This is a genomic window from Pseudomonas sp. LBUM1674 (genome assembly GCF_059695635.1).
This window is the reverse complement of the sequence record NZ_CP166779.1, coordinates 6,022,375-6,043,692: the sequence shown is the minus strand read 5'-3', so window position 1 is coordinate 6,043,692 and position 21,318 is coordinate 6,022,375. Positions and strand designations below refer to the sequence as shown.

18 protein-coding genes and 1 pseudogene are annotated in these 21,318 nt (G+C 61.2%); 13 read left to right on the top strand and 6 right to left on the bottom strand.

The annotated features are described in order from the left end of the window. The first annotated feature begins 204 nt into the window (after positions 1 to 204). The 3 genes from ACA067_RS27710 to ACA067_RS27700 all read left to right on the top strand — a co-directional run bounded on the left by ACA067_RS27710 (position 205) and on the right by ACA067_RS27700 (position 6,085). Entirely contained in the window at positions 205 to 1,998 is a 1,794-nt protein-coding gene (locus tag ACA067_RS27710; RefSeq protein ID WP_497459401.1) for a DUF1302 domain-containing protein, read from the top strand. 22 nt (positions 1,999 to 2,020) lie between these two features. After that, a complete protein-coding gene (locus tag ACA067_RS27705) occupies positions 2,021 to 3,388 on the top strand; it encodes a DUF1329 domain-containing protein (protein WP_497459400.1) in 1,368 nt (455 codons plus the stop codon). 141 nt (positions 3,389 to 3,529) lie between these two features. Further along, positions 3,530 to 6,085 carry a helix-turn-helix transcriptional regulator gene (locus ACA067_RS27700; protein ID WP_497459399.1) on the top strand — a complete coding sequence of 852 codons (2,556 nt, stop codon included), beginning with the start codon at positions 3,530 to 3,532 and terminating at the stop codon, positions 6,083 to 6,085. Here ACA067_RS27700 and ACA067_RS27695 read toward each other — a convergent pair. Beyond that, a complete protein-coding gene (locus ACA067_RS27695) occupies positions 6,078 to 6,869 on the bottom strand; it encodes an IclR family transcriptional regulator (protein WP_497459398.1) in 792 nt (263 codons plus the stop codon). The genes ACA067_RS27700 and ACA067_RS27695 overlap by 8 nt on opposite strands. A gap of 162 nt (positions 6,870 to 7,031) precedes the next feature. Between ACA067_RS27695 and hmgA the strand changes: the two genes are divergently transcribed. Genes hmgA through maiA form a run of 3 tightly spaced genes read left to right on the top strand, consistent with a single transcriptional unit; the run spans position 7,032 to position 10,292 of the window. Then, positions 7,032 to 8,336: a homogentisate 1,2-dioxygenase gene (gene hmgA / locus ACA067_RS27690; RefSeq protein WP_497459397.1), complete on the top strand. Its 1,305-nt coding sequence runs from the start codon at positions 7,032 to 7,034 to the stop codon at positions 8,334 to 8,336. A gap of 3 nt (positions 8,337 to 8,339) precedes the next feature. Continuing rightward, a complete protein-coding gene (fahA, locus tag ACA067_RS27685; protein WP_497459396.1) occupies positions 8,340 to 9,644 on the top strand; it encodes a fumarylacetoacetase in 1,305 nt (434 codons plus the stop codon). Between the two features lie 12 nt (positions 9,645 to 9,656). Further along, complete coding sequence (gene maiA / locus ACA067_RS27680; protein ID WP_497459395.1) at positions 9,657 to 10,292, top strand: maleylacetoacetate isomerase; 636 nt, start codon at positions 9,657 to 9,659, stop codon at positions 10,290 to 10,292. 21 nt (positions 10,293 to 10,313) lie between these two features. Here the strand turns inward: maiA and ACA067_RS27675 are convergent, their stop codons facing one another. Further along, positions 10,314 to 11,117: a SirB1 family protein gene (locus ACA067_RS27675; protein WP_497459394.1), complete on the bottom strand. Its 804-nt coding sequence runs from the start codon at positions 11,115 to 11,117 to the stop codon at positions 10,314 to 10,316. A gap of 182 nt (positions 11,118 to 11,299) precedes the next feature. On the opposite strand from ACA067_RS27675, the gene ACA067_RS27670 reads away from it, so the two are divergent. Beyond that, complete coding sequence (locus ACA067_RS27670) at positions 11,300 to 12,319, top strand: Glu/Leu/Phe/Val dehydrogenase family protein (protein WP_497459393.1); 1,020 nt, start codon at positions 11,300 to 11,302, stop codon at positions 12,317 to 12,319. 312 nt (positions 12,320 to 12,631) lie between these two features. Here ACA067_RS27670 and ACA067_RS27665 read toward each other — a convergent pair. Beyond that, a pseudogene (locus tag ACA067_RS27665) lies at positions 12,632 to 12,871 on the bottom strand (YebG family protein); the annotation flags it as partial. Positions 12,872 to 13,221: 350 nt separating this feature from the next. Between ACA067_RS27665 and ACA067_RS27660 the strand changes: the two are divergent. Beyond that, entirely contained in the window at positions 13,222 to 13,722 is a 501-nt protein-coding gene (locus ACA067_RS27660) for a phosphate-starvation-inducible protein PsiE (RefSeq protein WP_497459392.1), read from the top strand. Here ACA067_RS27660 and ACA067_RS27655 read toward each other — a convergent pair. From ACA067_RS27655 to ACA067_RS27645, 3 genes are all read right to left on the bottom strand, one after another. Beyond that, the gene (locus ACA067_RS27655; protein WP_497459391.1) at positions 13,719 to 14,036 is read right to left on the bottom strand and encodes a DUF3509 domain-containing protein; all 318 of its coding nucleotides are present in this window, start codon (positions 14,034 to 14,036) and stop codon (positions 13,719 to 13,721) included. The two genes, ACA067_RS27660 and ACA067_RS27655, sit on opposite strands and share 4 nt — an antisense overlap. 368 nt (positions 14,037 to 14,404) lie before the next feature. Next, positions 14,405 to 15,706 carry a serine/threonine transporter gene (locus tag ACA067_RS27650; protein ID WP_497459390.1) on the bottom strand — a complete coding sequence of 434 codons (1,302 nt, stop codon included), beginning with the start codon at positions 15,704 to 15,706 and terminating at the stop codon, positions 14,405 to 14,407. A 63-nt stretch (positions 15,707 to 15,769) separates the two neighbouring features. Next, entirely contained in the window at positions 15,770 to 17,146 is a 1,377-nt protein-coding gene (locus ACA067_RS27645; protein WP_497459389.1) for an L-serine ammonia-lyase, read from the bottom strand. 135 nt (positions 17,147 to 17,281) lie between these two features. Here ACA067_RS27645 and ACA067_RS27640 point away from each other — a divergent pair, with 135 nt between their 5' ends. From ACA067_RS27640 to ACA067_RS27620, 5 genes are all read left to right on the top strand, one after another. Further along, complete coding sequence (locus ACA067_RS27640) at positions 17,282 to 18,229, top strand: LysR substrate-binding domain-containing protein (protein ID WP_497459388.1); 948 nt, start codon at positions 17,282 to 17,284, stop codon at positions 18,227 to 18,229. A gap of 214 nt (positions 18,230 to 18,443) precedes the next feature. Further along, positions 18,444 to 18,854 carry an HPF/RaiA family ribosome-associated protein gene (locus ACA067_RS27635; RefSeq protein WP_059403312.1) on the top strand — a complete coding sequence of 137 codons (411 nt, stop codon included), beginning with the start codon at positions 18,444 to 18,446 and terminating at the stop codon, positions 18,852 to 18,854. Between the two features lie 252 nt (positions 18,855 to 19,106). After that, a complete protein-coding gene (locus ACA067_RS27630; protein ID WP_497459387.1) occupies positions 19,107 to 19,409 on the top strand; it encodes a DUF3649 domain-containing protein in 303 nt (100 codons plus the stop codon). After that, positions 19,409 to 20,989, top strand: a complete 1,581-nt coding sequence (locus ACA067_RS27625; RefSeq protein ID WP_497459386.1) for a PepSY-associated TM helix domain-containing protein — start codon at positions 19,409 to 19,411, stop codon at positions 20,987 to 20,989. Before ACA067_RS27630 ends, ACA067_RS27625 begins: the two co-directional genes overlap by 1 nt. Beyond that, positions 20,989 to 21,315, top strand: a complete 327-nt coding sequence (locus ACA067_RS27620) for a DUF3325 domain-containing protein (RefSeq protein ID WP_497459385.1) — start codon at positions 20,989 to 20,991, stop codon at positions 21,313 to 21,315. Before ACA067_RS27625 ends, ACA067_RS27620 begins: the two co-directional genes overlap by 1 nt. The last annotated feature ends 3 nt before the right edge of the window (positions 21,316 to 21,318 follow it).

Below are 21,318 nucleotides of genomic sequence, written 5' to 3'. Positions count from 1 at the left end.
GGCAACAGTCGCTGCTGCCTTCACCGGTGCGCCATGCCTTGCGCTGATGAGCCTCCATCCAGCTCATCCATATCCCTGGCAAAACCCCGCCTGCTGCGGCCACTCATTCTTTAGAGCGACACCACGAATACCTCCTTCGTGCGCTTATCGCCCCCGTCATGCAGCAGTAGGGTGTGGCCTTCTGTCACTCACCGGGGAAGACGCATGACAAAAACAACAATGCGCGCCATCTTCACACCGCAGGCGCTGGCCGTCGCGGTGGCCTTGGGTTGCTGCGCCCAGGCGCAGGCCGTTTCGTTCAATATCGGTGAAGTCGAGGGGACATTTGATTCCTCGCTGTCCGTTGGCGCGAGCTGGGGCATGCGCGATGCCGATAAGGCGCTGGTGGGCACCGTCAATGGCGGGACCGGACAGGCATCGACCGGTGACGACGGGCGGCTGAACTTCAAGAAGGGTGAGACTTTCTCGAAGATCTTCAAGGGGATCCACGATCTCGAGCTGAAGTACGGCGACACCGGGGTGTTTGTCCGTGGCAAGTATTGGTACGACTTCGAATTGAAGGACGAAGATCGCGAGTTCAAGCCGATCAGCGATAAAAATCGCAAGGAAGGTGCCAAGTCGGCCGGTGCGCAGATCCTCGACGCCTTCGTCTATCACAACTATTCCATCGCCGATCTGCCGGGCACTGTGCGTGCTGGCAAGCAGGTGGTCAGCTGGGGCGAAAGCACGTTCATCGGCAACTCGATCAACAGCATCAACCCGGTCGACGTTTCGGCGTTCCGCCGCCCTGGCGCCGAGATCAAGGAAGGCCTGATCCCGGTGAACATGCTGTTCGCCTCCCAGGGCCTGACCGACAAACTCACGGTGGAAGGCTTCTATCAACTGGAGTGGGACCAGACCGTTCTCGACAACTGCGGCACCTTCTTCGGCGGTGACGTGGCGGCAGACGGTTGCACCACGGGCTACACAGTCGCCAGCCCGGCCATCGCGCCGTTGCAACCGATTGCCGCCGCGTTTGGCCAGGGTTTCCAGGTCGGCAGGGAAGGGGTGATCGTGCCCCGTGGCGGTGACCGCGACGCCCGTGACTCCGGGCAATGGGGTACGGCGCTGCGCTGGTTGGGCGACGATACCGAATACGGCCTGTACTTCATGAACTACCACAGCCGCACACCGAACGTCGGCACCACGACGGCCGGCCTGGGCACGTTGTCACAGATCCCGGCCATCGTCGGTACCGCCAACGCTATTGCGCCCGGCACCGGATCGGCGCTGGCGCAGAGTGTGATGCTCGGTCGCGGCCAGTACTACCTCGAGTACCCGGAAGACATTCGCCTCTACGGTGCAAGCTTTTCTACCACCTTGCCGACAGGCACCGCGTGGACCGGCGAGATCAGCTATCGCCCCAACGCTCCGGTGCAGCTCAACAGCACCGACCTGACGCTGGCAATGCTCAACCCGATCGCCGGCGGCGCGGCATCGCCTATCGCGTCTGCGCCTGGGGCTGACAACAAAGGCTATCGGCGCAAGGAAGTGACGCAGATCCAGAGCACCCTGACCCACTTCATCGACCAGGTGATGGGCGCGGACCGGCTGACCCTGGTGGGTGAAGCGGCCGTTGTTCACGTTGGCGGGCTGGAGGGCCGCTCCAGGCTGCGCTACGGCCGCGACTCGGTGTACGGCCAATACGGTTTTGGCGGCGATACCGACGGCTTCGTCACGTCGACCTCCTGGGGTTATCGCGCCCGCGCCATCCTTGACTACAACAACGTCATCGCCGGGATCAATTTCAAACCCAACCTGTCCTGGTCCCATGACGTCGCCGGTTACGGCCCCAACGGGCTGTTCAACGAAGGCGCCAAGGCGATCAGCGTCGGCGTCGATGCCGACTACCGCAATACCTATACCGCGACCTTGAGTTACACCGATTTTTTCGGCGGTGACTACAACACCCTGGAAGACCGCGACTTCATGGCGCTGAGCTTTGGCGTGAACTTCTGATCTGGCTGAGAGGATGAAATCAATGCGCAAGATGATTCTGCAATGCGGCGCCCTGGCCCTGAGCCTGCTGGCCGCCAACGTGATGGCCGCGGTGTCGCCGGAAGAGGCGAACAAGCTCGGCACCAGCCTGACCCCGCTGGGCGGCGAGAAGGCCGGCAATGCCGATGGCTCGATCCCGGCCTGGACCGGTGGCCTCCCGAAAAACGCCGGTGCCGTGGACAGCAAGGGTTTCCTGGCCGACCCGTTCGCCACTGAAAAGCCGCTGTTCACCATCACCGCGGCGACGGTGGACAAGTACAAGGACAAGCTCTCCGATGGCCAGATAGCGATGTTCAAGCGCTACCCCGAGACCTACAAAATCCCGGTTTATCCCACCCACCGTACCGTGGCCGTGCCAGCGGACATCAATGAGTCGGCCAAGCGCAGCGCCCTGAACGTGACACCGATCAATGACGGTAACGGCCTGGCCAATTTCACCGGCAATCGCTACTACGCCTTTCCGATCCCGAAGAACGGCGTCGAGGTGATCTGGAACCACGTCACCCGTTATCACGGCGGTAACCTGCGCCGCACCATCACCCAGGCAACGCCTCAGGCCAATGGTGATTTCACCGTCATCCGCTTCAAGGACGAGGTCGCCGTGCCCTCGCTGCTGGGGGATCTGAAACCGGGCAGCGATGAGAACGTGCTCAGCTATTTCAAGCAGGAAGTCACCGCGCCAGCGCGGCTGGCGGGGAACGTGTTGCTGGTGCACGAAACCCTCGATCAGGTCCAGGAGCCGCGCAAGGCCTGGATCTACAACGCCGGCCAGCGACGTGTGCGCCGTGCGCCGCAAGTCGCCTATGACGGCGTGGGCACCTCGTCCGACGGGTTGCGCACCACCGACAACTTCGACATGTTTTCCGGTGCACCGGATCGCTACGACTGGAAGCTGGTCGGCAAGAAAGAAATGTACATCCCGTACAACAGCTACAAGCTCGACTCGCCCAACCTCAAGTACACCGACGTGATCCAGGCCGGGCACATCAATCAGGACCTGACCCGGTATGAGTTGCACCGGGTCTGGGAGGTGGTCGCGACAGTCAAGCCGAACGAGCGGCACGTGTATGCCAAGCGTCACATGTACATCGACGAAGACAGCTGGCAAGTCGCACTGGCCGACCACTACGACGGTCGCGGCCAGCTGTGGCGAGTCGCTGAAGGGCATGCGCAGTTCTACTACGATCACCAGGTCCCGGCGTATACCGTTGAAGCGTTGTATGACCTCATTGCCGGTCGCTACATTGCCCTGGGGATGAAGAACGAGGAGAAACGCAGCTTCGAATTCGGTGTCGTCGCCAAAGCAGGGGATTACACGCCGGCAGCCTTGCGGAGTACGGGGGTGAGGTAAGCTTTCCTACAGTGGTACTACAGAAAAAGGTGACATAAGGTCACCTTTTTTATAGGGGTCGATCAGTGTGTTGAATACTTCTTCAACAAGCTGTCGGGACAGGGCTAGGGTGGCGCCACAATTATAAAAAGGCGCACCACTATGACTGCCATGACACTGTGTCTGGACCGTCCTGGACTCCTGCCCCGTTTGTCTTGCCACCACCAGTCGCGCGACAGGTTGATCGACCCCTTGCTGGTATCGACGGCGCGGGTGAAATTGCTCTGCGCACCGGCGGGCAGTGGCAAGAGTGCGCTGCTCGTCGAATGCCTGTTGCAGGCGCCCGCGCAGTGTCAGGTCCATTGGCTGCCGTTGGCGGGAGAGGCGATCAGTGTGGTCGATTTTCGCCAGCGCCTGGCGCAAACCCTGGGGCTGCCAGCCTCGGATGAGCCCGCATTGCTGGAGCATCTGGCGCGGCTGCAGACAGCCACCTGGCTGTTTCTCGATGACTATTGCCGGATTCCCCAGCCGCAACTGGATCTGTTGCTCGACCGGTTGCTGGCCATCAGCAGCCCGCGGGTCACCTGGTGGCTGAGCGGTCGGCGGCGTCCGCAATGCAATTGGCCACGCCTGCTGCTGGATGACGAACTGTACGATTGCGAGCGCTCCACGCTGGCGTTTACTCAGGGTGAAATTGAACAACTGTTGCATCACCTGGAGCCGGCCCAGGCCGCGAAAGCTGCCGAGCGGATCTTCCAGCGCAGTGGTGGCTGGTGCGCCGGGGTACGGATTGCGCTGCTGCAAAAGTGCGACTGGTCACGCAACGACACGCTCCACGGTCGGCCGGACACCCTGCACGATTACCTGGAACATGAACTCTTCGCCAGCCTGACCCCGGAACTTGCCGAAGCCTGGCGGGTGCTGGCCCACTTGCCACGCTTCAATGCCCGGCTCTGCGATCACCTGTTCGGCGCGGGCGAGGGCGCTCAATGCTTGAGCGCGCTGCAGGAACTGGGCTGCTTCATCGAGCCCTGGCAAGACTCGACCGACTGGGTGCAGATTTTTGCTCCACTGACCCGGTTGATGCGCGACGGGCAATGGCCGGCCGGGCGCTCCTGGCATCGGCGTGCCTGTCAGTGGTTCGCTGCCGAACTGGACTGGAAGGCCGCGTTCGAACAGGCCTTGCTGGCCGAAGAGTACGAGGTCGCCGTCAGCCTGTTGCAGCATTTCAGTTTCGAGCAGCTGTTCGAAGAGCAGACCGTGGTGCTGCTGTTGCGTTTGCACGAGCAACAAGGCGAGGAGCTGATGCTCGGCTCGCCCCAATTGGTCGGGCTGATCACCGCAGCCTTGTTGTTTGCCGGACGCTTCGAGCAGGCGGGTGAGTGCATCGCCCATTTGTCCCGCTTCCTGCCCCAACCGTCAGCGTTCCATCAACGGCAATTGATCGCGCGTTGGCAGGCGCAACAAGGTTGGTTGCTGCATTTACAGGGGCGCATGGACGCTTCACGGGCACACTTTCTTGAGGCGCTCGACGCGCTGGGTCCAGCGTTCTGGCCTGTCCGGCTGATGTGCCTGTCCGGTTTGACGCAACAGGCTCTGGTGCGGGGCGAGCTGGAGGTTGCACAGGCGCTCAACCGTGAGGCGTTGTGCCTGGCCCGGGCGCAAGGCTCGCTGGTGTTTGAAGGCCTGCTGGAACTCGATCACGCACAGTTGCTCGAGCAACGGGGGGCATGCGCCAGAGCCGAGCACTTGCTCGCCGACATGAACGGCCTGCTCATCCGGCAGCAACCGTTGGCCGAACCCTTGCTGGGACGGATTGCCCTGCATCGTGGACGTCTGAGCTTGAATCAGGGCCGGGAAATGCAGGCAGCGGCGTACTTCGAGACCGGCCTCCAGATCTGCCTGCGCAACCAGGATAAACGCGCACTGTATGGGTTCCTCGGCCTGGCACAATTGGCGGCCAATCGGCTGGATTACGCTCAAGCCTTTGTTCTGCTGCGTGACGCCGAACGGTTGATGCAACAACGACGGATTCCAGACACGGTGTACCGCAGTGCGCTGCTGCACATCAGCTGCCATTTCTGGCTGCAGCAGGGCCGGCCGCACCTGGCTCACGAAGCCCTGACCCGGGTGCTCCGACACTATCAGGGGCCGCATGCGCGTCAGGCTCCGCCGGCAACGCTGGAGCTGATTCCGGGCCTGGAATATTTGCTGGTACTGACCGAGGTTTATCTGGAACAGGCGCACATGCCTTTGGCCCGGCTCGAAGCGCAATTGCAGTGGGCTAGGCAGCGGGGGATGTCGGGGCTGCAAGCGCAACTGCACTTGGCGCTGGCTGAAGTCGCCTGGCTGAACGACAACCCGACAGCTGCCCGGCAATCGTTGCAGGAAGGCCTGGCCTTGGTCGAGCGGTGTAACCTGCAACAGGCCTTGCGCGATTTGCAGTTGCGCCAGCCACGGTTGCCGCAGGCCATTGGGCGGGCCGAACCGGGTCATGATCCTGAGGTGACAGCCGCCACCGGGAGCCGCTTGAGTCAACGTGAAATCGAAGTACTCGCGTTAGTGGCACAGGGCAACTCGAACCAGCAAATTGCCGATCTGTTATTCATCTCGTTGCATACGGTGAAAACCCACGCGCGACGCATCAATGGCAAGTTGGGGGTGGAGCGTAGAACTCAAGCGGTGGCCAGGGCGAAAGTATTGGGCATTGTCATTTGACGGCGGGCGACTCGTAGCCCATGCGCCAACTCACGGCCTGCGTCGCCGCCAGCAATCGCCGGGCCGCCGGGCCGTGTTCGTCGGCATGGAACAACGAGGCCGGGCCGACAATGGTGATCACTGCCGCCACGTGCCCGACGGCGTTGAACACCGGTGCCGACAGTGCATCGACACCGGGCATCAGCAGTCCATGCACATGATGCAGGCCGCGGTCACGGATCTGCCCGAACAGGGTTTCATAGGTCTGATCGTCGGCGAGGGCGTGAGCGCTGTCGTTTTGCAGTTCCTGCTCGCGCAAATCCACGGTTTCACGCTTGGGCAGGAAAGCGCCGAATACCAACCCGGTCGATGAGCTGAGCAAGGGCAGCACCGAGCCCAATTGCGTCACCACCGTCACTGCACGCACCGCCGGCTCGATATGCACCACGGTCGCGCCCTGATTGCCCCACACCGCCAGAAAGCAGGTTTCGTTCAGTTCATCGCGCAACTCGGCCAAGGGCAGGGCGGCGACTTTCAGCACGTCCATACTATTGAGGGCGGCCAGCCCGACGCGCAAGGCTTCGCGACCCAGACCGTAATGGTTGGTGGTGGTGTTCTGCTCGGCAAAACCGCTGGCGATCAAGGCCTGCAGATAGCGGTGAACCTTGCTCGCCGGCATCTGCACGTGTTCGGCCAGACGTGATAACGAGGTCGATGGCGACAACTCGGCCAAGGCCTTGAGGATGTCGGTACCGATTTCGGCCGAGCGGACTTTCTGTTTGCCGTTGCTGTCAGGCTTTTCCATGGAAGCGGTGATCCCGGGACGAATGGGCGTCTTTATAGCTTGACGGTCATTACCAATCAAATTACGTTATGCGTAATTGAATTACGATAAAAATAACCCGGCGTGCCAAGACCTCTTCAATAGAGCGAAAGGCCACTGCCTATTCTCTGTTCAGGAGGCTCCATGAACCTCGATTCAACGGCGCCCGCGCTGGCTTATCAGTCAGGCTTCGGCAACGAATTCAGCAGCGAGGCGTTGCCCGGCGCATTGCCTGTCGGCCAGAATTCCCCGCAAAAAGCCCCGTATGGCCTCTACACCGAATTGTTCTCCGGCACCGCGTTCACCATGGCCCGCAGCGAAGCGCGGCGCACCTGGATGTACCGCATTCAACCATCGGCCAACCACCCTGCGTTCGTCAAACTGGATCGGCAACTGGCCGGCGGCCCTCTGGGTGAAGTGACCCCCAACCGCCTGCGCTGGAATCCGTTGGATATCCCGAGCGAGCCCACCGATTTCATCGACGGGCTGGTGAGCATGGCGGCCAATTCGGGGGCGGAGAAACCGGCCGGGATCAGCATCTACAGCTACCGCGCCAACCGCTCCATGGAACGGGTGTTTTTCAACGCCGACGGCGAACTGCTGCTGGTGCCGCAATTGGGCCGCCTGCGCATCGCCACCGAACTCGGCGTGCTGGAACTCGAACCGCTGGAAATCGCCGTGCTGCCGCGCGGCCTGAAATTCCGTGTCGAGCTGCTCGACCCGCAAGCCCGCGGCTACATCGCCGAGAACCACGGCGCGCCGCTGCGCCTGCCAGACCTGGGGCCGATCGGCAGCAACGGCCTGGCCAATGCGCGGGACTTCCTGACCCCCGTCGCCCATTATGAAAACCTCAAGCAACCGACCACCCTGGTGCAGAAATTCCTCGGTGAGTTGTGGGGTTGCGAGCTCGATCATTCGCCCCTGAACGTGGTGGCCTGGCACGGTAATAACGTGCCCTACAAATATGATCTGCGCCGCTTCAACACCATCGGCACGGTGAGTTTCGATCACCCGGACCCATCGATCTTCACCGTCCTGACCTCGCCCACCAGCGTGCACGGCCTGGCCAACCTCGACTTCGTGATCTTCCCGCCACGCTGGATGGTGGCCGAGAACACTTTCCGTCCACCCTGGTTCCACCGCAACCTGATGAACGAATTCATGGGCCTGATCCAGGGCGAATACGACGCCAAGGCCGAAGGCTTTCTGCCAGGCGGCGCGTCGTTGCACAGCTGCATGAGCGCCCACGGCCCGGACGGCGAGACCTGCACCAGGGCGATCAACGCCGAACTGGCCCCGAGTAAAATCGACAACACCATGGCCTTCATGTTCGAGACCAGCCAGGTGCTGCGCCCGAGCCGTTTTGCCCTGGACTGCCCACAATTGCAAACCACTTACGATGCCTGCTGGGCCACGCTGCCCGCCACTTTCGACCCGACCCGGAGATAACCCATGACGCAGACTTCCATCACTCGTAGCTGGGTTGCCTCCGCCAACGGCCATGCTGATTTTCCGCTGCAAAACCTGCCATTGGGTGTGTTCAGCGTGAAGGGCTCGGCACCCCGCAGCGGCGTGGCCATCGGCGAGCATATTTTCGATCTGGAAGCGGCACTCGATGCCGGTCTGTTCGACGGCGCGGCAAAGACTGCCGTCCAGGCCACCCGTGGCGGCCAGCTGAATGCTTTTTTTGAGCTGGGTCGTGAGGCGCGGGTTGCGTTGCGCGAACGTCTGCTCGAGCTGCTGCAAGAGGGCAGCACCCTGCACGGCAAGATCGAAGCCCAAGGCGCGAAACTGCTGCCGCTGGCGGCGAATTGCGACATGCACCTGCCGGCGAAAATCAATGACTACACCGACTTCTACGTGGGCATCGAGCACGCGCAAAACGTCGGCAAACTGTTCCGCCCGGACAACCCGCTGCTGCCGAACTACAAGTACGTGCCGATCGGCTACCACGGCCGCGCCTCGACCATTCGCCCGTCGGGCACCGACGTGCGCCGTCCGAAAGGCCAGACCCTGCCGGCCGGTCAGACCGAGCCGACCTTTGGCCCCTGCGCACGTCTGGATTACGAGTTGGAACTGGGCATCTGGATCGGCCAGGGCAATGAGCTAGGCGACTCGATCGCCATCGGCGACGCCGCCGATCACATCGCCGGTTTCTGCCTGCTCAACGACTGGTCGGCGCGGGACATCCAGGCCTGGGAATACCAGCCGCTGGGGCCGTTCCTGTCGAAAAGCTTCATCACCAGCATTTCGCCATGGGTGGTAACCGCCGAAGCGCTGGAACCCTTCCGTCGCGCGCAACCGGCCCGTCCTGAAGGCGATCCGCAGCCGCTGCCCTACCTGTTCGACAAGCGCGATCAGGCCGCGGGTGCCTTCGACATCGAACTGGAAGTGCTGCTGCTCACCGAGGCCATGCGCGAGCAGAACCTGCCGGCCCATCGCCTGACCCTGAGCAACACCCGGCACATGTACTGGACCGCGGCGCAACTGGTCGCCCACCACAGCGTCAACGGCTGCCAGCTGCAGGCCGGTGACCTGTTCGGTTCGGGCACTCTGTCGGGGCCGGAAAACGGTCAGTTTGGCAGCCTGCTGGAAATCACCGAGGGCGGCAAAAAGCCGATCGAACTGGCGTCGGGCGAGGTGCGTAAATTTCTCGAGGACGGCGACGAAATCATCCTGCGTGCCCGTTGCAGCCGCGAGGGCTTTGCCTCCATCGGTTTCGGCGAATGCCGCGGCAAAGTGCTGCCGGCGCGCTGAGAGGATCGGCTCATGGAACTCTATACCTACTACCGTTCGACGTCGTCCTATCGGGTGCGGATCGCGTTGGCCCTCAAGGGCCTGGACTATCAGGCGCTGCCGATCAACCTGATCGCACCGCCGGGTGGCGAGCACCGCCAACCGCCGTACCTCGGCATCAACCCGCAAGGCCGGGTCCCGGCCTTGCGCACGGATGAAGGAGACCTGTTGATCCAGTCACCGGCAATCATCGAGTACCTGGAAGAACGTTATCCACAGGTGCCGCTGCTCTCCAAAGACCTCACTGCACGCGCCCGTGAACGCGGCGTCGCGTCACTGATCGGTTGCGATGTGCACCCGCTGCACAACGTCAGCGTGCTCAACAAGCTGCGGCAGCTGGGCCACGATGAGACCCAGGTGGTGGAGTGGATCGGGCACTGGATCAGTCAGGGTCTGGCGACGGTGGAGCAGTTGATCGGCGATGAGGGTTATTGCTTCGGTCCGCAGCCCGGGTTGGCGGATACCTACCTGATCCCGCAGCTCTACGCGGCGGAGCGCTTCAACATTTCGCTTGAGGCGTATCCGCGGATTCGTCGAGTGGCGGCACTCGCCGCGACACACCCGGCATTCATCAAGGCGCATCCGGCGAACCAGCCAGACACCCCTTGAAAGAAGCAAGATCTTTTGCTTTTAATGGACGATAGAGTTGGGCGGCAGGTGCCCCAGCCGTTCCGTCAGGCGAATCCGCTGGATCGGGTCGTCGCTGAGCAGCAATGCATGCTCAAGGTCGAAGCGCTCGGCGTTCGGGCAATCCAGCCGTTGATAAAGGCTGGCCCGGGCCAGGTAATCGGCGGCGCTGGCGTTGCCCAATTCCAGCACCCGTTCGGCATCGATCAGGGCGCCGATGTAGTCATCGTTGGAGAGGTGCAACTGGCGCAGGTTGCGTGACAGCCGTTGCAGCATTTGCACCGGCTCGGCGGTCAGCAAGTGCTCGGCGCTGAGTTTCATGTTCGGGCCATACTGGCGTAGCAGCAGTTCCCGGCAATCGTTGGGGTACAGGCGACGACCACCGCAGGGGTCGAGCAGGTGATCGGCACCCGGTACGCGCAGCAGGAAATGCCCGGGAAAGTTGACCCCGACCATTGGGATTTCCAGCCTCCTGGCCAGCTCCAGCGCAATCAACCCCAGGGCCAGCGGCTGGCCGCGCCGGCGTTCCAGCACCTTGTTGACCAAGGCCACGTGCGGGCGCAATGGCGTGAAGTCGTCCTGGGCGAAGCCCAGGTCATTCATGCGCCGCAACAGCGGCTGGGCCAATTCGCTGACCGGCAACATCGGCAAGCCATAACTGACCCGCTGCTCCAAGTCCTTGAAGTCTTTCAGGACCGCCTCGACATTCACCTCTTTGTCGTGTTCGGCCCCGATCCACAGCGCCGCCTCGAACAGCGCGAGCGGTGATCGTTGCAGACAGGCGAAAAAGCATTGGCGCGGGGTCATCAAAATCTCCGGGGTATGCCTCGTTTTAGCCTCGTCTGCGACATTCGTCCAGTACCCCGCGCAAGCCATCTCAGGTTATTCCCGAAAGCCTGCTTGGCGGCTGCGCTTATTCCGGCGCGCTTCTGCAATTTTTGGGCGCAAGCCTATACTGGCGCTACGAGTAGTCATTCGGGAGCCCTGCAATGTTCGCTCTCATGCAAAGCACTCGCCTTGAATCGCTGCATTTGAGCGTTGACTCGGTCACCGGGTTGAAGGCGGTGATTGCCATTCATAACAGTCGTCTCGGACCTGCCCTGGGAGGCTGTCGTTACCTGGCCTATCCTGACGACGAGTCCGCGGTCGAGGACGCTGTTCGCCTGGCGCAAGGCATGAGCTACAAGGCGGCGCTCGCGGGCCTGGCTCAGGGCGGCGGCGTGGCGGTGATCATGCGACCGGTGCATGTGGAAAGCCGCGCTGCGTTGTTCGAGGCCTTCGGGCGCTGCATCAATCAGCTCGACGGCCGCTACATCACGGCCATCGACAGCGGCACCTCGGTGGCGGACATGGATTGCATCGCCCAACAGACCCAGCACGTCACCAGCACCACCTCGGCGGGCGACCCGGCACCCCACGCGGCCATGGGCGTGTTCACGGGCATTCGTGCCACCGCCATGGCCCGCCTGGGCAGCGATAACCTCGAAGGCCTGCGCGTGGCGATTCAAGGGCTGGGCAAGGTGGGTTACGCCCTTGCCGAGCAGCTGCATGCCGCCGGTGCCGAACTGTTGGTCAGCGACATCGATCACGGCAAGGTGCAATTGGCGATGGAGCAGCTGGGCGCTCACCCGATCGCCAACGACGCATTGCTCAGCACGCCGTGCGACATCCTCGCGCCCTGCGGCCTGGGCGGCGTACTCAACAGCAACAGTGTGACGCAACTGCGCTGCGCGGCGGTGGCCGGGTCCGCCAACAACCAATTGATCCACCTGGACGTCGCCGATCAACTGGAGCGGCGGGGCATCCTGTATGCGCCGGACTATGTGATCAATGCCGGTGGGCTGATCTACGTCTCGCTCAAGCACCGCGGCGAAGCGCTGACGACCATCACCGCACACCTGTCGAAAATCAGCTCGCGCCTGACCGAAGTCTTCGCCCATGCCCAGGCGGAAAAACGTTCCCCGGCGCGGGTGGCGGACGAGTTGGCGGAGAAAGTGTTGTACCGTTGAATCCGAAAATCAAAAGATCGCAGCCTCGCTACGCTCGTCAGCTCCTACATTGGAACGCGCACTCCTGTAGGAGCTGACGAGTGAAACGAGGCTGCGATCTTTCAATTTTTGAACATGAAAAAGGCCCTGAGCCATTCGATTCAGGGCCTGTTCAAATTCGGGCGTTGCTTACTTCGGCGTCTTGGCAGCTTTGGCAGGCTTGGTCGGCTCAGCGCTCGGCACTTCGGCCGGTGCAGCCGCTTCAACAGGTGCAGCCGCTTTAGCAGGCGCAGCCACTTCAACGGGCTCAACGACTTCAACAGGCGCGTTCAGCAGTTCGGACAAGGCATCCGGCTGGCTCTTGAACGCCTTGGCGAACACGTCGCGATTTTTTGCCATGTAGATCCCGGCTTCTTCCACTTGCTGTTCAGTCAGGGACGGAACGGCTTTTTGCAACACTTCGGCCAGCAACTCGGCCAGTTCGAGCATTTTGTCATGACGGTCAGCTTCGGCTTTATCCATGAACAAGCGCTCCAGATCTCGGCTGCTGCGGTATACCACTTCGACGGCCATTCACCACCTCACATGCCTTCACATTAAGTTGTCTGTATCGACTACTGTATCTATATACAGCGAAAGGATAAGCGAATCCGCTCGCTTTGGGTAGTGGCTTTTGACTGTAGATCGAATTCAGAGTTTGTCAGTTGGACTGTGTCGCTCCAATCGCGGGCAAGTCGAATCGTCGCACCGCCGCTCCCACAGGTTGGGTGCTGGCGCGCAGGGGTGCGACCAAACGCCACGGAGCGCGTTTTAGAGCACCTCGCCATCATGTAGCAGGCGCCTCTGGCCTTTTTTCTGCATGCAGAACAACCGTCACGTCCAACCCGCATCATCCGCTCGAACCGAGCTAAGGAAGAATCATCGTGAAAATCAACTGGGCCGAGAACCTGCGGCAGAACGTGCACCAACTGGCCGAGTCCCTGGGCAACCTGTTCGTCGAGACCTTCCACTACCTGGCGCTGTTCGCCATCGGTGCGGTGACCGCGTGGGCGGCGGTGATGGAGTTTCTGGGGATGCTCGAAGAAGGACACATCAAGATCGATGACATCTTGCTGCTGTTCATCTACCTGGAACTGGGGGCGATGGTCGGGATTTACTTCAAGACCAACCACATGCCGGTGCGCTTCCTGATCTATGTGGCGATCACCGCGCTGACGCGGCTGCTGATCTCCAACGTCTCGCACCACAATCCGCCGGATGTGGGGATCATCTACCTGTGCGGCGGGATTCTGCTGCTGGCGTTTGCGATCCTGGTGGTGCGTTATGCCTCGTCGCAATTCCCTTCGGTGAAAATCGAACACCCGCAGCGCAAGATCGGTGCGGGTTCCGGTGAACATCCCGAAGTGGAGAAGGGCGAGATTTAAAGCCCCACGGCCGGCTGGCTGCGGCTTTGGACCTGGGGTGGCGGCAGGTTGCGATTGTCGCCGTCGGTCATGGCTTCGAGGATGGCCACGGCGCTGTGGCCCTGTTCGATGGCGATGCCGAACTGAATGCTTTCCACCAGGCGTTTAAGGCGTTTGGGGTCGTTGCGTTGTTCGGCGCTGATCATCCGTTTGGCGACCACGTGACCGCTGTTGGACAGGGTCAGCATGATGCTGCCGTCCAGACCCTGAATGCTCAGGTTGATCTGGTAATCCGGTGCGAAGGCATCGGTAATGAGCTGAAAAGGGTTGTCCATGATGCGTCACCGCCTGATTTGAACGTGCAGTTGTTGACCGGCCGGGATCGGATTGGTTCGCAACACCAGACCATTGGCATTCCATGGCCTATCGCATCATTGCTTTTGTAGGAGCTGCCGCAGGCTGCGATCTTTTGATCTTGTTTTTGAAAAGCAAAATCAAAAGATCGCAGCCTGCGGCAGCTCCTACCTGAAGCAAAGCAAGGGGCATGCCGGGAAAATTGTCGGACAGTGAATACGGCGGGAGGACTGTTGGCCGATATCTGTAGAAGCTGGCTTGCCAGCGAAGAAGGTGTGTCAGTTAAAACATGTGTCGACTGACACAACGCCTTCGCTGGCAAGCCAGCTCCTACAGGGAGCTGCCCGTTTCAGGGCATGAATGAGTAAATGATCGCAGACAGTGCAATCAAACCGATCAGCACCACGAACACGTTCGAGGCCTGTCCCGAGTACTGGCGCAGTGCCGGCACGCGACGGATGGCGTACATCGGCATCAGGAACAACAGGCACGCGATGATCGGCCCGCCGAGGGTTTCGATCATGCCCAGGATGCTCGGGTTGAAGGTCGCCACGGCCCAGCAGCTGAGGATCATGAACAGCGCAGTCACGCGGTTCAGCCAGCTCGCCGACATCACCCGGCCACGGCCGCGCAGGCTTTTCACGATCAAGCCCTGAAAGCCTTCGCTGGCGCCGATGTAATGGCCGAGGAAGGATTTGGTGATCGCCACCAGCGCAATCAGCGGCGCCGCGTAAGCAATGACCGGGGTCTGGAAGTGGTTGGCCAGGTACGACAGGATCGAGATGTTCTGTGCCTTTGCCGCGGCCAGGTCGGCCGGGGACAACGCCAGCACGCAGCTGAAGCAGAAGAACATCACGGTAACGACCATCATCCCGTGGGCGATGGCCAGGATGCCGCTGCTCTTGCGCTCGGCCTGTTCGCCATAGCGTTGTTTCTGATCGACGGCGAAGGCGGAAATGATCGGCGAATGGTTGAACGAGAACACCATCACCGGGATCGCCAGCCACAGCGTCTGGAAGAACATCGGCATCGGCATGCCTTCACTGGCGGTGGCGAAGAAGGCGCCGTTCCAGTTCGGGATCAGGCTCAGGCCGAGCAGCAGCAACGCCGCGACGAACGGGTAAACCAGCACGCTCATGCATTTGACGATGACACCCTGGCCGCATCGAACGATAGCCATCAGGCCGAGGATCAACCCCAGCGACAGAATCGCCCGCGGTGGCGGGGCGATGTGCAACTGATGCTCCATGAAACTGCTCAGGGTGTTGGTCAGCGCCACGCTGTACACCAGCAGAATCGGGAAGATCGCGAAGAAATACAGCAGGGTGATCAGTTTGCCGGCGCCGATGCCGAAGTGCTCTTCCACCACGTCGGTGATGTCCCCGGAACGACCGGACAACACGAAACGGGTCAGGCCACGGTGGGCAAAAAAGGTCATCGGAAAGGCAAGTACGGCCAGGATCAGCAATGGCCAGAAACCACCGACGCCGGCATTGATCGGCAGGAACAACGTACCGGCGCCAATGGCCGTGCCGTAGAGGCCGAGCATCCAGGTGGTGTCGTGTTTGCTCCAGCCCTTGTGGGTTATTTCGGTATTGCGTGTCAGGTCTACAGCGGGATTATCGGCAGCGGGTGTACGTACATCGGTCATCGTTCAGGCCTCGTTATTGTTCTTGCTCGGGCTCACGTGTTACGGACGGTCAGGGAATGCTCCTCAGCACTCCACCCAGCTCACCGCCAGGCCGCCCCGTGAAGTCTCTTTGTATTTGTCATGCATGTCGGCGCCGGTATCGCGCATGGTGCGGATCACCCGGTCCAGGGAAATGAAGTGCTTGCCGTCACCGCGCAGGGCCATTTGCGTGGCGTTGATCGCCTTCACCGCGGCAATCGCATTGCGCTCGATGCAGGGCACCTGGACCAGGCCGCCGACTGGATCGCACGTCAGGCCGAGGTTGTGTTCCAGGCCGATTTCGGCGGCGTTTTCCAGTTGTTCCGGGGTGGCGCCGAGCACGTCTGCCAGGCCGGCGGCGGCCATCGCGCAGGCCGAGCCGACTTCGCCCTGGCAGCCGACTTCGGCGCCGGAGATCGACGCGTTTTTCTTGCAGAGGATGCCGACGGCAGCAGCACCCAGAAAGAACGCGACCACGTCGTCGTCCGACGCGTCCGGGTTGAATTTCATGTAGTAGTGCAGCACCGCCGGAATGATCCCGGCCGCGCCGTTGGTCGGTGCCGTGACCATGCGTCCGCCGGCTGCGTTTTCTTCGTTCACGGCGAGGGCGAACAGGTTGACCCACTCCATGGCCGACAGAGTCGAGGTGATGACATTCGGCTTGCCGATTTCCAGCAGGCTGCGATGTAATTTCGCGGCGCGACGCGGAACATTCAGGCCGCCGGGCAGGATGCCTTCATGAATCAAGCCTTGCTCGACGCACTCGCGCATCACCGACCAGATGTGCAGCAGGCCCTGGCGGATTTCGTGTTCGCTGCGCCAGGCCAATTCATTGGCCATCATCAACTCGGAAACCCGCATCCCATGTTGGTTGCAGAGCTTGAGCAGTTCGGCGGCGCTGGAAAAATCGTAGGGCAGCACGACGTCGCTGGCCGGCGCGATGCCGGACTCGGCTTCGGCCGCTTCGATAATGAAACCGCCACCGATCGAGTAATACGTTTGCTCCCACAGCTCACCGGTGTCACCGAAGGCGGTCAGGGACATGGCGTTGGGGTGGTAGGGCAGGCTCTCGTCCAGCAGCAGGAGATCGTGCTGCCAGTTGAAGGCGATGGTGGTTTTGCCCGCAAGGCGCAACTCGCCGGTTTCGCGCAGGGTCTGGATTCGGCTATCAATGGACGCGGGATCGATGCTGTCCGGCCATTCGCCCATCAGGCCCATGACACAGGCGCGGTCGGTGGCGTGACCGACGCCGGTCGCCGACAGGGAGCCATAGAGGCGGATTTCTACCCGCCGTACGTCGTCCAGGAGGTGTTGGTCAATCAGGGCCTGGGCGAAGGTCGCGGCGGCGCGCATCGGACCGACGGTATGGGAACTGGACGGACCGATGCCGACTTTGAAAAGATCGAAAACACTGATAGCCATGCTAAAGCCTATACAAGCAATGGAAGAGGAATCGCTGCCATTTTTGTAGGACAAGCGCAATATCGGCGATACTGCCTCCCTTGGTCCTACGTGACCAACGAAACTTCCTAAGACAGCCTTTAGCAGGACTAAACGATGAGTCGTCAATTGCACGCCCAGACCTACGTCTGGCTGCATGTGTTTTCCTGTGCCGCGCGGCACTTGTCGTTCACCCGATGCGCCGAAGAGCTGCACATCACGCCGGGTGCGGTCAGTCAGCAAATCCGCCAACTGGAGGAGCGGCTGGGTTTTCGCCTGTTCCATCGGCGTGCTCGCGGGGTGGAATTGAGCGCCGAAGGCCAGCGATTAGCCATCACCGTCAACGAGGCTTACGGCAGCATCGATGCCGAATTACGACGACTGGACGCGGGAATGATTAGCGGGATTCTGCGGCTGCGCTCGATTCCATCCTTCCTGAGCAAGTGGCTGACCCCGCGGTTACCGCGGTTGCAGCAGCGTTTCCCGGATATTCAATTGCGCCTGGTGGCCGAGGACAGCAGCGTGCCCTTGCACGAGGGCGACTTCGACCTGGCCATCGACCTGAACGACGGCAGTTATCCCGGCTTGTTATCCACAGCCCTGCTCGATGAGCAGATCTTTCCGGTGTGTGCTCCGAGCCTGTTGCGTGGCCGCCCGCCGCTGCATGGCCCGGCGGACCTGATGCACTTTCCGTTGCTGCACGACATCACCGCCTGGCGCGGCAGCTATGAGTACGCGGAATGGGAGTTCTATCTCAATGCCATCGGTTTTGAAGGCGCGGACGTACGGCGCGGGCATACCTTCAATCGCAATCACTTGACCATCGAGGCGGCGATTGCCGGCATGGGCGTGGCGATTGCGCGGCGAACGCTGCTCAATGATGAGCTGGAGCGGGGGACGCTGATCGTGCCGTTTGGCCTGGCGGTGCCCAATCACAAGCGTTATGTGCTGCTCTATGCACCGGGCGCGCTGAGCCATCCCGGCGTGCGTGCGGTGCATGACTGGCTGGTAGAGGAAGCGGGGGTTTTTCGTAGCCTGCACCCGCTGGGGGAGCAGCAGATGTGAGCCGCTTGGGACCTCAGAGCGAGGCGACCCAACTCCCGACCTTAGCAGCGCTTTTACCGGTTGTCCGACTTTTTTTGCAAATCCATATTTATCTTTATTCAGGGGTTGAAATGTTCCGCGCACACACCGATTGTGTAAGTAAGAGGTCACGGTGATGACGCCCAAGGGCCAGCCGATGCGCCTCTCGCGAGCTAGCTGAAATAAGGGATGAACTATGCAAATCCAAGTCAACAGCGATAACCATATTCAAAGCAGCATCCGACTGGAGGAGTGGGTACGTACTACCATTGAGAGCACGCTCGAACGTTATGAAGAGGACCTGACCCGTGTCGAGGTTCACCTGCGGGACGAAAACGGCGACAAGCCCGGACCGCACGACATGCGCTGCCAGCTGGAAGCGCGGCCAAAAGGCCACCAACCGATTTCTGTCACCCATAAAGCCGACTCCCTGGAACTGGCGATCGACGGGGCGGCTACCAAACTGGAACATGCGCTGGATCACCTGTTCGGCAAACTGCGGGGCAAACCACGTGCCGCTGTAGTGCCGTTCGAGAGGGGGGCACACGCAGATGTGCTTCTGGAAGAAGAGTTTCTCGAAAACGAACAGGCTGCGCAAAACGGCTGAAGTCTGATTCACGTTCACCGTCCCACAAAAAAGAACGGGTCTGCTTATGCAGGCCCGTTCTTGTTTGTGCGCCAGAGATAATCGTTCCAACCCTTTATTAAGTAATCAAAACGCCACCACCGCTCATCCGCTAATCGGCAGGAATGACGATCTCATCCGATCTGTTTTGCGTATGAGAATATTTATCATTAATATTGCGGCCTCGTTGGTCCCGTGACTTTCACGCGACCTCACCGGTTTCAAGGTCGAAACATGAAAGGCAAACTCAGCACGCTCCCTGTGTCCTATCGACTGGCGGTCACTTCGCGGGTGCTGGCCGCCGTGCTGGGCGGATACCTCGTGGCGGCGCTCTTCAGTGTCAGTCTGAGCCTATGGTTGCCCATGGCCCGTGCCGAAGCCGTGGTGACCGGGATGATGGCCTCATTTCTGGCCTACCTCGTCGCAGTGCTGTGGTGTTTTGCCTGTCGCAGCGCATGGCAGGCCTGGTTGGGACTGATCGTGCCGAGCCTGGTGCTGGCGGCGTTGGCGGGCCTGGCGTACTGGGTGGGCCACTGATGAAAGAGGGTTTTCGTCAGGCCATGGCCTGGCTGCACACCTGGGCCGGGCTGATCTTCGGCTGGCTGCTGTTCGCCATTTTCCTGACTGGCACCCTGGCCTATTTCAAGGACGAGATCAGTCACTGGATGCAGCCGGAAATTCCCGCCCGTCCCGTTACCTCCGAGGCCAGCCTGAGCCTGGCCCAGGGTTATCTTCAGCAGCACGCCGCCGGTGCTTCGCGCTGGCTCATCGATCTGCCCGATGCACGGGAACCCGGTCTTTCTGTGCGGTGGCAGCAAACCCCGGCCAAGCGTGGCGAGCGGGGGCAATTCACAGAAAAACTCCTCGACCCGCAAACCGGCGCCGAAGTGCAGGGCCGGGAAACCAGGGGTGGCGACTTCTTCTATCGCTTCCATTTCCAGCTGCAGATGCCGTATCCGTGGGGCCGCTGGTTGTCGACCATCGCGGCCATGGTGATGTTCGTCGCATTGATCAGCGGGATCATCACCCACAAGAAAATTTTCAAGGACTTCTTCACCTTTCGCCCCCGCAAAGGCCAGCGTTCCTGGCTCGACGGGCACAACGCCGTGGGCGTGCTGGTGTTGCCGTTCCACCTGATGATCACTTACAGCAGTCTGGTGATTTTCATGGCGATGGTGATGCCCGCGAGCATCCTTGCCTCATACAAGGGGGATGCCCGGGCGTTTTACGATGAGGTGTTTCCCGCTTCCAATACGCCTGAACTCGCCGGTATACCGAGTCAATTGGCGCCGTTGGCACCGCTGTTGGAACAGGCTCGCGAGCAGTGGTCCGGCGGCCGAGTAGGGCGCCTGGCGGTGAACAATCCGGGGGATGCGAACGCCTCGGTTGTGCTCGTTCGTGACGGTACCGATCGCGTGATCCACGACTTTGGCAGCGCAGTGACCTTCAACGGCGTGACCGGCCAGCTACTCGGTACGACCCCGGAGCAATCGCTGCCGCGGGCGATTGCCGGCGGTTTCTACGGCTTGCACATGGGCCATTTCGCGGGGCCGGTGTTGCGTTGGCTGTACTTCATTTGCGGGCTGGCGGGGACGGCGATGATCGGCACCGGGCTGGTGATCTGGCTCGGCAAGCGTCAGCTCAAACATGCGAAAAGCGGCGTGATGCCGTTCGAATTGCGGTTGGTGGAAGTGCTCAATATCGCCAGCATGTCGGGGTTGATAATCGCGGTGGCGGCGTTTTTCTGGGCCAATCGATTGCTGCCGGTCGGGATGCCCGGGCGTGGGGATTGGGAGGTCAACAGCTTCTTCATTGTCTGGGGGCTGAGTGTGCTGCATGCGATGGTTCGACGTGGTCGCGCGGCGTGGGTCGAGCAGTTGGCGCTGGCGGCATTGCTGTTGGGTGCGGTACCGCTGTTGAACGCCTTGACCACGCCTTATCACTTGGGCGTTACGCTGGTGCAGGGCGATTGGGCCATGGCCGGTTTCGACCTGACGTGCCTGGGCAGTGGGGTGTTTTTCGTTTGGGCCGCCTGGAAAATGCAACGCGCGGGACAGGTTTCAATCGTCACCCGACAACGCGCGCAACCGGCCACGCTTGAGCAAGGGGCACTCTGATGTTGCTGGCATTGTTGCTTTGCTATGGCGGTTTCACCGCGCTCTGTTTGTCAATGGATCGACATCACACCGAACTGCTGGGCCGCAAGCCCTCGGCCCGTCGCCGTCAGTGCATGAAGCTCGGTGGCTGGCTGTTGCTGGCCTTGTCGATGTGCGCGGCGGTGGCGACGACGGGCTGGGGGCTCGGGCTGGTGCAGTGGTTCGCGGTATTGATGCTCAGTGCCTTGCTGCTGGTGTTATTGATGCCATATCGCCCGCGCCTGGCGTTGTCGTTGGCCGGCTTGAGCCTGCTCGCCAGCCCCGTTGCCGCGTTTGCGCAGTACTGACCG

What these genes read in the sequence shown, in the direction of transcription:
- ACA067_RS27710 (WP_497459401.1), top strand. Translation starts at nt 205, where the DNA reads ATGACAAAAACAACAATGCGCGCCATCTTCACACCGCAGGCGCTGGCC.
- ACA067_RS27705 (WP_497459400.1), top strand. Translation starts at nt 2,021, where the DNA reads ATGCGCAAGATGATTCTGCAATGCGGCGCCCTGGCCCTGAGCCTGCTG.
- ACA067_RS27700 (WP_497459399.1), top strand. Translation starts at nt 3,530, where the DNA reads ATGACTGCCATGACACTGTGTCTGGACCGTCCTGGACTCCTGCCCCGT.
- ACA067_RS27695 (WP_497459398.1), bottom strand. Translation starts at nt 6,869, where the DNA reads ATGGAAAAGCCTGACAGCAACGGCAAACAGAAAGTCCGCTCGGCCGAA.
- hmgA (WP_497459397.1), top strand. Translation starts at nt 7,032, where the DNA reads ATGAACCTCGATTCAACGGCGCCCGCGCTGGCTTATCAGTCAGGCTTC.
- fahA (WP_497459396.1), top strand. Translation starts at nt 8,340, where the DNA reads ATGACGCAGACTTCCATCACTCGTAGCTGGGTTGCCTCCGCCAACGGC.
- maiA (WP_497459395.1), top strand. Translation starts at nt 9,657, where the DNA reads ATGGAACTCTATACCTACTACCGTTCGACGTCGTCCTATCGGGTGCGG.
- ACA067_RS27675 (WP_497459394.1), bottom strand. Translation starts at nt 11,117, where the DNA reads ATGACCCCGCGCCAATGCTTTTTCGCCTGTCTGCAACGATCACCGCTC.
- ACA067_RS27670 (WP_497459393.1), top strand. Translation starts at nt 11,300, where the DNA reads ATGTTCGCTCTCATGCAAAGCACTCGCCTTGAATCGCTGCATTTGAGC.
- ACA067_RS27655 (WP_497459391.1), bottom strand. Translation starts at nt 14,036, where the DNA reads ATGGACAACCCTTTTCAGCTCATTACCGATGCCTTCGCACCGGATTAC.
- ACA067_RS27650 (WP_497459390.1), bottom strand. Translation starts at nt 15,706, where the DNA reads ATGACCGATGTACGTACACCCGCTGCCGATAATCCCGCTGTAGACCTG.
- ACA067_RS27645 (WP_497459389.1), bottom strand. Translation starts at nt 17,146, where the DNA reads ATGGCTATCAGTGTTTTCGATCTTTTCAAAGTCGGCATCGGTCCGTCC.
- ACA067_RS27640 (WP_497459388.1), top strand. Translation starts at nt 17,282, where the DNA reads ATGAGTCGTCAATTGCACGCCCAGACCTACGTCTGGCTGCATGTGTTT.
- ACA067_RS27635 (WP_059403312.1), top strand. Translation starts at nt 18,444, where the DNA reads ATGCAAATCCAAGTCAACAGCGATAACCATATTCAAAGCAGCATCCGA.
- ACA067_RS27630 (WP_497459387.1), top strand. Translation starts at nt 19,107, where the DNA reads ATGAAAGGCAAACTCAGCACGCTCCCTGTGTCCTATCGACTGGCGGTC.
- ACA067_RS27625 (WP_497459386.1), top strand. Translation starts at nt 19,409, where the DNA reads ATGAAAGAGGGTTTTCGTCAGGCCATGGCCTGGCTGCACACCTGGGCC.
- ACA067_RS27620 (WP_497459385.1), top strand. Translation starts at nt 20,989, where the DNA reads ATGTTGCTGGCATTGTTGCTTTGCTATGGCGGTTTCACCGCGCTCTGT.